Genomic DNA, 13680 nt, shown 5'->3' with positions numbered 1-13680 from the left:
AATAGTTTGATATTAAACTATTAGTGCTCAAACTTTCTGACTTTTGCTGCATGAAAGATTCTGAGCGGAGACATGCTGCACGATTTTATACAGTAGTACTCTTTATTATTTGCATTATAGTTAGCATTATACCAGCAGCTGCACAAAATACGGTTATCCACGGTACTATCAGGGATGCTAAAACAAAAGAAACCTTACCATATGTAACTGTTGCCGTTGTTGGCAGTACACAAGGTGTACGTACTGATAATAATGGCAAGTACACATTAAATATTACCGGAACGTTTACGCAAATTCAGGTTTCCTATGTGGGTTACGCGCCGGTTACCAAAAACATTTTGCCGGGTCGTGAACAAACCATAGATATTACCTTACGTACAGATACCAGAGTGCTGCAGGAAATAGTGGTTAAGGGTGGCAAAAAGAAAAAGTACACCAATAAGAACAATCCTGCTGTTGAACTTATCAGAAAGGTTATTGCACATAAAGCGCAAAACCGGATGGAAAGCTATGATTATGTGCAATACCGGCAATACGAAAAGATGTTCTTTTCGTTAAGCAACCTGTCTGAAAAATTTAAGAATAAAAGGATTTTCAAAAATTACCAGTTCTTGTTTCAGGAGCAAGACTCAACCGCTATAGGTGGTAAAAACCTGCTGCCTATGTATATGGAAGAAAAATTATCTGACAATTATTACCGGAAAGATCCGCACGCACAAAAGCAGGTTATAGTGGCGCAAAAACAGGTAAAATACGATGAAAATTTTATAGATAATGACGGGCTAAGCACATATTTTAACCGGATGTACCAGGACATTGATATTTATGATAATAATATATCAATGCTGAGCAACCAGATTTTAAGCCCGATTGCTGATGCAGCGCCCACTTTTTATAAGTTTTTTATTACAGACACAATTAGAGATCAGCAGCCGCAATTGGTAGAGCTGAGTTTTACTCCCCGCAATACAACCGATCAATTATTTGAAGGGAGTATATATATTACGCTCGACGGTAATTACGCTGTAGAAAATGCAGTGCTTTCAGTTAATAAAAACATTAACCTGAACTTTGTGCGGAATATGCAGGCAACATTAAGCTTTGGAAAAAGCGCCGACAGCAGGTATCATTTAAGTGCAAGCGACCTAAAGATTGATTTCGGCATTAATAAGAACAAAGGCGGCGGCATTTTTGGTGAACGTACGGTTACTTTTTCTGATTTTAAGATCAATCAAGCCCAGCCAAAAACTACATATGAGGGACCATCAGTTGTTACAGTACCTAATGCCGATGAAAAAAGTGAGGCTTATTGGCAATCAAACCGCCTGGATACATTAACCGCTGCGCAGCGTGATATCTACAAAAATATCGACAGCTTGCAAACCATTCCGGCTTTTAGGCGCACAATGGATATCATAACCCTTGCAGTGGCCGGCTATAAAAATCTCGGCCCGTTTGAGGTTGGTCCGGTAAATACTTTCTACAGCTTTAATCCGGTTGAGGGGTTCCGCCTGCGTTTAGGAGGACGAACTACCACCGATTTAAGCAAGCGCTATTATTTTGAAACCTACGGCGCTTATGGTTTTAAGGACGAAAAATTTAAATACTTTTTAAGCGGAACCTATTCCATTAATAACAAATCTATTTACAAGTTTCCGCAGCACTATATTCGCGCCAGCTTTCAGCACGATACCAAGATACCCGGACAAGAACTGCAGTTTGTACAGGAAGATAATTTTCTTTTATCATTTAAACGCGGTGATAACGACATGTGGCTTTACAACGATATTTTCAGGTTAGACTATGTGCACGAGTTTCCAAGTCATTTTTCGTACCGCCTCGGGTTTAAAAAATGGAACCAAAATGCGGCAGGCGGGCTTTATTTTATAAACAACATTAAGGGTGAATCAAACACGGTGAATACTATCCGTACAACGGAGTTATCCGCCGAACTTAGATACGCACCACATGAAAAATTTTACCAAGGTAAATTATACCGCACACCCATACCTGATAAGTATCCGATATTTACATTACGTTATACACAAGGTTTAAATGACTTTTTAGGAGGCGATTACGGTTATGGTAATTTGACAGCCAACGTAAGCAAGCGTTTTTATTTGTCGCAGTTTGGTTATACGGATATAACTGTTGAAGGTAACCGTATTTTTGGGCAAGTGCCGTTTCCACTACTTGATATTCACCGCGCTAACCAAAGTTATGCGTTTCAGTTTCAGTCATATAACTTAATGAATTTCCTTGAATTTGTTAGCGATCAATATGGCAGCATTAATATCGACCATAGTTTTAACGGCTTCATCTTTAATAAAATACCATTGCTAAAAAGATTGAAATGGAGGGAAGTAGTTAACTTTAAAGGGTTATGGGGTAACTTACGTGATGAGAACAATCCTGCCTATCACCCTGATCTGCTTGCATTTCCCGTTAATGAAGATGGAACGCCCGTAACTTATACCTTAAATGGCAGACCATATATGGAAGGCAGTATAGGCATATCTAATATTTTTAAATTATTAAGGGTTGACCTGGTGAAACGCTTTAGTTATTTAGATAACCCCGATGTATCAAAGCTGGGGGTAAGGTTCTACGTAAAGTTTGACTTTTAAACGATGGCATACACAATAATAAAGGCAGTTATAATAATTACTATTCTCAGCCTGATAACGTCACACACTTTTGCGCAAACTGATTGGAAGTTAAAAACAGAAGAAGATGGTATAAAAGTGTACCTCGCACCTGTATCAGGCTCAAGGGTTAAAGCGGTTAAAGTAGAATGTGAATACAATGCCGGACCGGCAGCGTTGGTTGCTGTGTTGATGGATGTTAAAAACTGTACCGAATGGGTGTATCATACTAAATCATGTGTATTGGTTAAACAGGTATCGCCTTCAGAACTATATTATTATTCAAAAATAAGTTTGCCGTGGCCGGTAGAGAACCGTGACTTTGTGGGGCATCTTACAGTTTCGCACGATTTAAAAACACATGTGATTACAGTAGATGGTCCGGCAGTGCCTGGTTTTGTGCCCGAGAAAAAAAGTATTGTACGAATTGCAAACTCAAAGGGCCGATGGACAATTACACCTACGGGTAAAAACCATATCAGGGTTGAGTACGTTTTGCAGGTTGATCCTGGAGGTAATCTGCCGGCCTGGTTGGTTAACATGTTTGCCGCAGAAGGGCCGATCCAAAGTTTTAAAAATTTAAAACTACAAGTTGAAAAACCTCAATATCAAAATGCACAGCTGCCTTCAAATTTAAAGTAGGCTTCAGGTAAATGATACGTACAAGCAACGCATTAACATTTTGCTGATGTACCAGTAATTTCGAAATTTGGTGTAGCTTGACTAGTTATCGCTATGCCCGATATTCAATTTCTATTAAACATTAATGATGCTATTGTGCAGGCACCCATGCTTGGTATTACTACACCTGCCATGGTAGCGGCTGCTTCAAACGCTGGTATTTTAGGATCGTTGCCGGTTGGCGGTTTATCACCTGAACGTACATTGGAGCTTATTAAGGAAACAAAAGCGTTAACCGATAAGGCTTTTGCCGTAAATCTGTTCGCGCATCTGCCTGCTGATAACGTGTATGATAAGCAAGTGCAGGCGATGCAAAATTTCCTTGACAAGATATGCGCAGAATTTAGTATCCCTTACAAAAGTCAGGATAGCAGTAAATTCAAGTTTTATTATTATGAAGACCTTATCCAGGTGTTACTTGATGAAAATATTCCGGTGGTAAGCTTTACATTCGGGCAGTTAAAAAACAGTGTAATTGCAACATTTAAAGAAAAAGGTACTTTATTAATAGGAACCGCTACCAGCATTGCAGAAGCGAAGGCATTGGCTAATTCTGGCATTGATATAATAACTGTGCAAGGTATAGAGGCTGGTGGGCATCGCGGCACTTTTTTGCAAGAACAACCTTTGCCTCAAATTAGCTTATTTGCACTTTTGCCGCAAATAGCTGATGAGGTTAAAGTACCACTACTAGCTGCAGGCGGTATTTACAATAAACGGACTATAAAGGCTGCCCTCGCCCTTGGTGCTTCAGGTGTACAGGTAGGCAGTTTATTTATTACTGCTGATGAAAGTGCCGCCAGCGAGGCTTATAAAACCGAGATTTTAAATGCAAAAGACACATCTACAGCGCTTACCACGGCTTTTTCGGGGCGGTGGGCGCGGGGTATAGAGAATGAGTTTATGCGGCGTATGTTAAATACCGGCCTTGATATACCTTATTACACCATACAAAACCAGCTTATGGCTCCCATAAGAACTTATGCGCAAAAAAATAACATAAAAGACTTTATCGCGCTATGGGCCGGGCAGTCGGCCGGAAAAAGCAGAAGAGGATCAACAACAGATATAGTATCTTATTTGATAAGCGAATTTAAAGCTGCTATAAATTAGTATTACAGCCCTTTGATATCCAAAGCCTTGATCTGCACTTTATAGTTTGCTGGTAGTATAGCTTCCTTTAATAAGCCATCAAGATTAATTTTTCTGCATAGCTTATATACACATATAATTGGTTTAAAAATTCCGCTTTCTTTCAAATCCAACAGCTTTTTAACTCTGGCAGGTGATAACAAGGCTTGTACCTGCATTAAAATTACATATCGGAAAAAGCCGAGGTGCTTTTTGTATTGCTTATATAAATCAACTGTACAATCACTTTTTATCAGATTATCATTTAAGTGGCTTTCCCGCATCACAGCCCATTCGGAGTAATTTTCAGGTAAGCCGGGTATATTCATGCCTTCCCCAACCTTTGAAAATACACGAAATATCTCAGCCCTTTGCGCGTCACTAAGTTTTTCTTCAAGCAACTCATACGACCGTATTGAATAATCAATCAGCATAAACAATACATCACGGTATGCCCATGCAGGTATGCTATCGCCTCGTTTTTCCTCAACGCCTTTATGTATGGCGGTTATCTGGCTTATCGCTTTCATGGCTGTTTCCTGTTCCGAAAAAACAATCATCCGGGCATAGTTTACAGTTGAAAACAGCCGCCCTAACGGATCAGCCGGAAGTTTCCCGGTAAAGTACAGCCAGTCGACAGCCTTGTTCAAAGCAAACTCGGCCGACGCCCCGGCGAAAATGAACAGCACCGTATCGGCTCTTCCCCAAATCTTTCTTACAATCGAATGTTTATCCACAAAATATCCGGTGTTACTCATCATTATTTTCCTTTATATCTTTTAACCTCAACACAACTGATACATATAACTCCCAAAGTATAAGCTACGATATCAGTCCATGCAAATGAGCTTCCGAGTATTACCCGGGCCAGTGTTAATTTTTCTAATCCTATCCAACGTATAAAGTGCAAGTATTGCAGCGTTTCTACTAAGTATGCAAAAATGAGCACACCTATTACCGCAGGCAGCCAAGGTATATTTATAAAGCTTTTTACGGTGCAATAAATAAAGATCACTACCAAAAAGTCTCCGAAATAAGGCCTGATAAAACTGTCATTTACAAACGCAGCTATTATTATTTCTGTTATTAAAAGCGCCACAGCCAATAAAAAATATTGTTTGTTGAATCGAAACGTAGCTTTATTGTTCATTTAGAAAGTGCTTTGTATTGCAAAGCTAATTATTCCTTGTTTATAATCAAAATTTAATAAAAGCAAAAAGCCTCTCAAATTTGAGAAGCCTTTAATTAACTGATAGGGTTTAACGAAATTAGAATCAATCCTGCAGAACTGGTTTTAGTGTTTTTATATCCGGCTTAATAACTGCGGTGCGTTGACGTGGCTTTTTGTTCCGTTTGCCCCACCATACCAAAAAGCCCGTTATGGGTAAACTCGCACCAATTAACGAAGCAAAAAATGCAAGTACCTTACCTGGCAGCCCCAGTATGGCGCCTATGTGTATATCAAAATTCATTTTACGCAGTTTTTGCCCGAAACCGGCTTTTTCATAGGGTACGGAATAAGGGTCTTTACGGTTGAGTGGTTTCAGGGTAAACTGGTCAAACGTATAACTGCGGCTGTTATAGAACTGACCGGCGGTAGGGTATACGGTAATATTTATTGCAGCATTAGAAGCGGTATCAGGAAAGGTATAGTAAAAGCCCATAGCTTTTGGGTTTTCTGACAATACCTTTTTCCAAACGCTCTCTATGGCAAGCTTAGGGTCAATCGCGTTAGCTTTTTGCAAACTGTCCGACTGCAGCCTTCTGAATTCGCCCGGCTTTTCGCCACCTGATGTAACCCAGTACAGTCCGTCGCCAAACCATTTTACACCGAACACCATCCCGGTAATAGCAATAGCGAGCAGGAAAAGCATGGCATAAAAGCCAAGCACATTGTGCAGATCGAGATTAACGCGTTTGAACGATGCACCCAATTTTATCTTAAAGCTTTTGTCACGGGTTGATTTATTCCACTTTTTGGGATACCACCATATCAAACCGGTTATCAGCAAGACGATAAAGATCAGCGTAGCGTAGTCAACAATAGGGCGGCCAATATCATAAGGCAGCCATAAGGCCCTGTGCCCGTCAAGTATAAATCGGAAAAAGTCGAAGTCGCCGCGTTTGCTTTCCTCTTTTTTGATGATCTTACCTGAGTATGGATTGATCATCAACTGTACACCACCTCTGCGACCACCGCCACGAACGAACTTGCCAGGTTTACGCAAACCAAGATAAATAGCTTCGCCCTGATGATAGGTGGCGTATGAGGGTATAAGTTCAGGATAGTTGGTCCGCGCAATGTTAGTAAGCGCAGCAGGTGAAAGTACGGGCTTATTTTGATGAGTTACATGCAGTTCAGGCTCAAGCCAGGCGGTTATTTCCTCATTAAAAACCCAGATGCATCCGGTAAGGCATACAACAAACACAATGATGCCTGAAAACAAACCGAGCCAAAGGTGCAGCCAGTTGTTGATGCGTTTGAACCGCGAATCTTTAGATCTTTTTGGTGTAGTTGTAACCGGTTTCATTGTGTTTGTACTTATATAATAAAAGATATGATTAGTCGAGGTGCTGAATAGCGGTAATTACGCCGCCTTCTACTTTTAAGCCTTTTGTAGCAGTTGCCGTAGAAGCATCAATTTTATAAACCCAACTGCTGGCATCGGTAAGGTTTACCCCAACGTAAGCGGTTTTTCCGTCTTTTGGTGTGTAGTTATTGGTGGTAAGACCGGCAATAGTGGCTTTTGCAGGCAGACCAGTAACCGGTTTATAAGTTTTATCAACCACGTTAACAATACCTACATTGCTACCAACTGTATAGGCGCCTTTTTCAGTTTTGGTGGTTGCGTTAACAATAAAAGTATTATTGCCCACATATAACCAGTTGGTGATGTTCATGCCGCCGGTTGCTTCTTCAAAATTGAAAAAATAGCTTTGGTCGAACTCGGTTGTACCCGCTTTGATGCGTGTAATAGCTGATGGCTTGGTTGAGTTAAATGTGCCATCTTTCACAGCAACTGACGACGAAAAAGCATAAACGTCATTGTTTTCAGTTACAGCCAAACCATCAGTGAAGTAGCGACCGATGAAACTGGTACGGTCGTCAGTGATTATTTTGTTTAAAGACATATCGGCGTAGTTGAAAACCGCAATCCAGGCATTGTTCGGATGGTTAGTGGCAAAAGTCCTGTCGATAATGCTGAAATAAGGCGCGTAAACTTTGTCGCCAACTTGTTTTAGCCAGCTAAAGTGTGCAAGTTCGCCAGTGCCGGTAAGTTCGAGTGTATTAGTTGAGCCTTCAGAAGTAATAAGCAGGCTATTAGTGTTTACTTTGTACCAAAGAGAGTTTGGGGTAGCTACGTTTCTTGATATTTTAAATAATAGCAAGTCATCATTAACCGGGGCAAAAGCCTGTACGGTTTCAGTTTGGAAGTTGGTAAGTTTGTTCAATTTACCATCTACAATGTTGTATGCAGTAACAGCACCCGGATTACCCTGCCCGTAAAGCATACTGAAGAATTTATTGTTGTGGGTTACATAATAACGGTAAGTACCATCCTGCTCAACACCGTTACCGGCAGTTGAAATACGGCCCGTGTCAAGGCTGCTTGCTGTAAGTAAATAATCGGCAACACCTGTTGAAGCTGTAGGGGTTACAGTAACAATAAAGTTTCCCGGATCTTCGGGTACCGCTTCGCTATTTTCCTTTTTTGCACATGAGGCTAAAGCAACGGCTACTACTGCTGCCGCTAGAGTAAATTTAATTTTCATACGATTAATTATTTGTTTTGTTAATAAAATATCTGAGATTGAGGTAGAAACCGCGTCCTGGCTTTTGTAAGCTGAAATTATCGTACAATAACTCATTGGTGATATTGCGGCCTTCTAGTGATATATTGTACCGTCCATCAGCCATGCTGTAAACCACGTTAACATCATGGCTTAACTGCATAGGTACAACCTTTTTTGTATCAGTACTTGGTGTACCGCGGCTTGGCCAATACAGCCAAAAGGCATGTACATAAAGCAAGTTATACCCAAAAGTTAATTTGTTTTTAGTTCCACCAATTCCCTTAAGAGTTACTGCTACGTCGGTATTGCCAAAGAAGTAAGGTATATTTGGCATCTGGTCCCCGTACAAGTCACTCTTAGTGGTATAATATTGTCCGGTAGAGGGGTTTACTTCATAAAGCTGCAGGTTTTGCAGGTATTGATAAGTTAATGTTGTACCTGCATTTAACCAGTTTTTGTAAGAGTACCTTATTTCACCATCAACCCCAACGGTATTCACACCATCGCGATTGTCAGGTATCAATTTAGTTTGATTTTGATTTAAGCGGGAATAAACAAAGTTGTCTGATTTACGATAAGTAAAAGTGGCGTTTGCCATGAACTTATTGTCACTGTTAATAGCAAATGCATAAGCTGCACCGGCATTAAGGTTTTGTGATTTTTCAGGCTTCAGGTTAGGGTTGCCTTCAGAATTGATCACATCACCAAATATCTCGTCGGCCTCGGGCATTCTGTTGGTAAGCTCGTACGATGCTTTTAACTGGAAATCTTTTGTTAAAAAGTAGGTTCCTGCTATACCGTAGCCAAACTTATTCATGGTTGAAGTAGTATTTCTGTCACTGGTAACGGTGTTCTGATAAATGTATTTACCAAAAACTGAAGCGCTCCATACACTTTCTATATTATAAGAGTATCCTAATCCAAGTACATTCTTCTGAGTTTTTTTTGGGGCATCATCCTGTTCAATTTTCAGCTCGTCTGTGCCTTTACGATTAAATGTGGTAAATACGTCGCTTAACGCTATCGATTGATTCTCGGCAATACGGTAATTGAGCATGGTATTTACTATACCATTATTGTTTTTGTATTTATATAAACTGCGTGATCGCTCACCGCCTCCTGTGCCTCCTGGCTTGGAGTTACCGTACCAATCAAACCGCGCATCAACCGTATCAATGTTTTGCTCGGTACCAAAGTTGTAATTGGCATTTAAGGTAACGTCAAGATTTTTTAACAGATTGTCTTTTTTATATTTTAACGAGGGCATAACAATGTTACCCCTGCGGTGCCAGGCGCCAAAAACGCTTTCCATACGTGCACCTGTTTGAATTTCCTGATAATTTTTGCCAAGCGTAACGCCTAATAGCAGCTTATCAGCAAAGCTTTTATCAACTACGCCTACATTGGCTATCAGAGTTTCGTTATGATATTTGTCGTGAAAACGCGGTACAAAAACAAATTTACCACCATTGGCACCGGTATATATGTCGGCTGCACCAACATATACTTTATAATTATTGTCTGAATAATTTTGAAATGCATTTAGCTGAAACGTAAAACCACTTTTGCTGGTGGCAGCGGCGTTAATTACGCTGCGGTGAGTGTTGAATGAGCCGTAAGAGTATGATGCATCGATATAATTACGATAACGATTACCGGTTATTATATTGATTGCACCGCCCAGCGCGTCAGAACCTAACCATATAGGCACTACACCCTTATAAACTTCCACCCGCTCAGCTATATTAATAGGTATGTTATTAATTTGAAAAGATGATCCAAAGTTATCCATAGGAATACCGTCGATAAAAAAACGGACACGACTACCTGAAAAACCGTTTAATGAAAGGTTGAAGTTAGAACCTACGCCGCCTGATTCTCTAACCCGCACACCTGATACACGGTCAAGCGCGTCGGCAAGGTTAAGCGTAGTGTTATAGAGTTTTTTGGCATCAACTGCGGTAATGTTATACGCCTGGCGGTTGCTTTCCTGTGCGGCTGTAAGGCCGGTAACCATAACGGTTTCCATGGTAACCAGGTCGTCATCAAGTGTTATTGTCAGTTCGGTTTCTTTACCGGCGATGTCGATATGGCGGGTTTGGGTTTTGTAGCCAACCAGGCTGATAGAAAGTGTGTAGCTGCCGGGCTTAATGTGCTTGATAACAAATAGTCCGGCTTCATTTGTAATGGCTCCGAGTGAGGTGTTAAGAATTTTGGCAGTGGCGGCGGGCACTGGTTCGCCCGCACTGTTTTTGATGCGCCCTTTTAATGATGATAAGGTTTGCGCGCTGGTAAAAATGCTATAGGTACACAGTAATACCAATAGCAAAATTTTGTTACTTTGCATTGCTTTTTAATTGACACGTTGAAAGGCCCCGGTTTCCCGGGACGAGCCGTACAGTTCCCGCTGTGCGGCTCTACTTTTTGTTTCCCACGGCAAATATATATTTATTTAGACTGATTACAAATAACAATATGCGTTTTTATCGTTTTTATACGGAGAAGCATATCATTGCATATAAATTATCAGCTAACCTGGTGAAGTAATGCGATTTATTGCAGATGTAAATTATTTTAATAATTACATTTGATGAAAGCATTTGCCCATGAGCCAGATAAAAAAAGAAGACGTTAAACAGGAAGTTTTCGACCTGTATGATGATTACGCGCATAACCGTGTCGACCGCCGGTCGTTCATCGAAAAACTATCCCTTTACGCTGTAGGCGGATTAACAGTGCCCGCGCTTATGAGCTTCCTGATGCCCGATTACAAAAATAATGTTCAGGTTCCGCCAGATGATACGCGGCTCGATTCGGGTTTTATAACTTATTCGTCACCCAAAGGCGGTGGAAGTATCAAGGGCCTGCTTTCAAAGCCGAAGGATGCTAAAGGCAAACTTGGCGGTATCATTGTAGTGCATGAGAACCGTGGACTTAACCCTTACATCGAGGATGTGGCACGCAGGGCAGCACTGGCCGGCTTTATTACTTTAGCACCTGATGCATTAACACCATTGGGCGGTTATCCAGGCAATGATGATGAAGGACGGACTATGCAGGCCAAACGCACGCAAAGTGAAATGCTTGAAGATTTTATAGCCGCATACGAATACCTGAAACAGCATAAAAATTGCAATGGTAAGGTAGGCGTGGTTGGCTTTTGTTTCGGAGGCGCTATAGCTAACCAGATGGCTGTCCGTTTGCCCGATCTGGCGGCGGCTGTGCCTTTCTATGGCAGTCAGCCCGCTGCTGAGGATGTGCCTAAAATAAAAGCGCCGCTGATGCTGCATTATGCTTCGTTAGACACCAGGATAACTGAAGGTTGGCCGGCTTACGAAGCTGCCTTGAAACAAAACGGTAAAAAATACGAGGCGTTTATTTATGAAAATGCTAATCATGGTTTTCATAACGATACCACACCGCGTTATGATAAAGCTGCTGCCGAACTTGCCTGGAAACGAACAATAGATTTCTTTAAAGCGCGTTTAGCATAAGCCGTTACGTTTGATTATAAAAAAAGGTCCATGCATTTGCACGGACCTTTTTTATGATCATTAAGATAATTTCTACCAGAAAATACTGTACAGTGCTACAAGCGCAGCTACAATAATTAATGCACCTGCTGTAAATGCACGGTTGGTTTTAAACATTGAAGATTCAATTTCCAAGCCGTTTGTTTTTACACCTTTTGCAATATCTATTTTTGATATAACGTACATGCCAATTACACAGATGATGAATACAAAACCCATCCTGTCAAGAAATGGTATCTCATAAACACCTTTATCATTTGCTTTCGAAAACCCAAATGGTGCTAACCATGAAAGATTAACCCACAGAGGCAAAAACTTAAACAGTACTGAAAACGCAAAACCACCTATGGTTGAAAATAACGCTGCATTTGAGGTTGCTTTTTTCCAGAAGAAGCCTAAAATGAACATGGCGAAAATACCTGGTGATACAAAGCCGGTGTATTCTTGTATGTACTGGAAGCCTGATTTACCTTCACCCATCAACGGATCGCCGAGGAAGAGCGAAAGTATTACTCCTAAAAACATGGCAACTACTACCGATATTTTACCCAGCGAAACCAACTGCTTATCAGTAGCAGCTGGATTAATAGCCTTTTTGTAAATATCTAATGTGAATATAGTAGCGATACTGTTAGCCTTACCTGCCAGTGATGCTACTATAGCAGCTGTTAAAGCCGCGAACGAAAGGCCTTTCAGACCTGAGGGAAGTAGATTAAGCAATGAGGGATATGCTTTGTTAGGATCAACAACGCCTTTTGCTGTAAGCATTTCCTCTTGAAACATACCTTTTTGGTAAAGGTAATAAGCGGCGATGCCAGGCAACACAACAATAACCGGCATAAGTAATTTCAAAAACGCCGCGAACAGTATACCGCCGCGTGCGGTTTTTAAATTAGCGCCTAACGCCCTTTGCGTAATGTACTGATTACATCCCCAGTAATTAAGGTTAGTGATCCACATACCACCTATAAGCACAGTTAAACCAGGAAGATCCATATAGTGCTTATTGTCTTTTTGAAATATCATGTGGAAGTGATCGTTCACTTCCTTATGCAACACTTTTAAGCTGCCTGTAATACCTTCTACCCCTGCTTGCTGGCTTATCAAATCAAGTGCAAGATAAGTAGCCACCAAACCGCCCAGTATCAAAACAAATACCTGTATAACGTCTGTATAGCCAATTACCTTCATACCACCAAGAGTTATGATGATCGCAAATACAGCCAAAAATCCTATACATAGATATATGTTATAATCAGTGATAGCATTTAGTGCAAGTGCGCCCAGGTATAATATGGACATCAGGTTAACTACGATGTACAACATCAGCCAGAAAATAGCCATGATCATGGCTACTGTGCCATTATACCGCTCGTGCAGAAACTGTGGCATGGTAAATATTTTGTTCCGCAGATAAACCGGTATAAAGAATACCGCTACCACAATCAGGGTGGCCGCTGCCATCCACTCATAAGTAGAAATAGCAAGTCCCATGGTAAAGCCGGAACTGCTCATGCCTATAAACTGCTCGGCAGAAATGTTTGAGGCGATAAGAGATGCGCCGATAGCCCACCATGTCAACGATCCCTCAGCCAAAAAATAATCTTTTGATGTAGCGTCAGCGTTGTGTTTACGCTTGTACACCCAATACCCGTACGCCGCGACGATTATGAAATATATCACAAATACGCCGTAATCACCCAGTGAAAGTGTTTTCATTTAAAAAATTAGGTTTAATATGTCTTTTTGACAATTATAGGTTTTAGTTCTTGGTTTATCAATATGTAATTGATAACTTTTTTGCAATATATAACTTTAGCTATAAACTCAAGTGTTAAAGTTACACAAGCGAATAAAATTGTGACAGATGCTTAGGCTTAAAGTAAAGAAAGCGG

General features: G+C 40.8%; 10 protein-coding genes. 4 read left to right on the top strand and 6 right to left on the bottom strand.

Translation table 11 applies throughout. The features are described from left to right. Positions 1 to 50: 50 nt before the first annotated feature. From EOD41_RS13105 to EOD41_RS13095, 3 genes are all read left to right on the top strand, one after another. A complete protein-coding gene (locus EOD41_RS13105) occupies positions 51 to 2627 on the top strand; it encodes a DUF5686 and carboxypeptidase-like regulatory domain-containing protein (RefSeq protein WP_127705611.1) in 2577 nt (858 codons plus the stop codon). 3 nt (positions 2628 to 2630) lie between these two features. Beyond that, positions 2631 to 3287: an START domain-containing protein gene (locus tag EOD41_RS13100; protein ID WP_127705608.1), complete on the top strand. Its 657-nt coding sequence runs from the start codon at positions 2631 to 2633 to the stop codon at positions 3285 to 3287. Between the two features lie 93 nt (positions 3288 to 3380). Then, entirely contained in the window at positions 3381 to 4439 is a 1059-nt protein-coding gene (locus EOD41_RS13095; RefSeq protein WP_127705606.1) for an NAD(P)H-dependent flavin oxidoreductase, read from the top strand. A 2-nt stretch (positions 4440 to 4441) separates the two neighbouring features. Here EOD41_RS13095 and EOD41_RS13090 read toward each other — a convergent pair whose 3' ends face one another. The 5 genes from EOD41_RS13090 to EOD41_RS13070 form a co-directional block, all read right to left on the bottom strand. After that, a complete protein-coding gene (locus EOD41_RS13090; protein ID WP_240663395.1) occupies positions 4442 to 5218 on the bottom strand; it encodes an oxygenase MpaB family protein in 777 nt (258 codons plus the stop codon). Continuing rightward, positions 5218 to 5556: a ribosomal maturation YjgA family protein gene (locus EOD41_RS13085; RefSeq protein ID WP_205780558.1), complete on the bottom strand. Its 339-nt coding sequence runs from the start codon at positions 5554 to 5556 to the stop codon at positions 5218 to 5220. The genes EOD41_RS13090 and EOD41_RS13085 overlap by 1 nt, the downstream gene beginning before the upstream one ends. 175 nt (positions 5557 to 5731) lie before the next feature. Beyond that, positions 5732 to 6988 carry a PepSY-associated TM helix domain-containing protein gene (locus tag EOD41_RS13080; RefSeq protein WP_127705602.1) on the bottom strand — a complete coding sequence of 419 codons (1257 nt, stop codon included), beginning with the start codon at positions 6986 to 6988 and terminating at the stop codon, positions 5732 to 5734. Between the two features lie 31 nt (positions 6989 to 7019). Beyond that, entirely contained in the window at positions 7020 to 8231 is a 1212-nt protein-coding gene (locus EOD41_RS13075; protein ID WP_127705600.1) for a DUF4374 domain-containing protein, read from the bottom strand. Positions 8232 to 8235: 4 nt separating this feature from the next. Then, entirely contained in the window at positions 8236 to 10599 is a 2364-nt protein-coding gene (locus tag EOD41_RS13070; RefSeq protein ID WP_127705598.1) for a TonB-dependent receptor, read from the bottom strand. A gap of 259 nt (positions 10600 to 10858) precedes the next feature. Between EOD41_RS13070 and EOD41_RS13065 the strand changes: the two genes are divergently transcribed. Beyond that, the gene (locus tag EOD41_RS13065) at positions 10859 to 11746 is read left to right on the top strand and encodes a dienelactone hydrolase family protein (protein ID WP_127705596.1); all 888 of its coding nucleotides are present in this window, start codon (positions 10859 to 10861) and stop codon (positions 11744 to 11746) included. A 72-nt stretch (positions 11747 to 11818) separates the two neighbouring features. Here the strand turns inward: EOD41_RS13065 and EOD41_RS13060 are convergent, their stop codons facing one another. Continuing rightward, entirely contained in the window at positions 11819 to 13504 is a 1686-nt protein-coding gene (locus tag EOD41_RS13060) for a sodium/sugar symporter (protein ID WP_127705594.1), read from the bottom strand. Between the last annotated feature and the right edge of the window lie 176 nt (positions 13505 to 13680).

The organism is Mucilaginibacter limnophilus (assembly GCF_004005815.1).
GTDB classification, from domain to species: domain Bacteria; phylum Bacteroidota; class Bacteroidia; order Sphingobacteriales; family Sphingobacteriaceae; genus Mucilaginibacter; species Mucilaginibacter limnophilus.
Note: the sequence above shows the minus strand (reverse complement) of the source record. Positions and strands in the feature narration are given on the sequence as shown.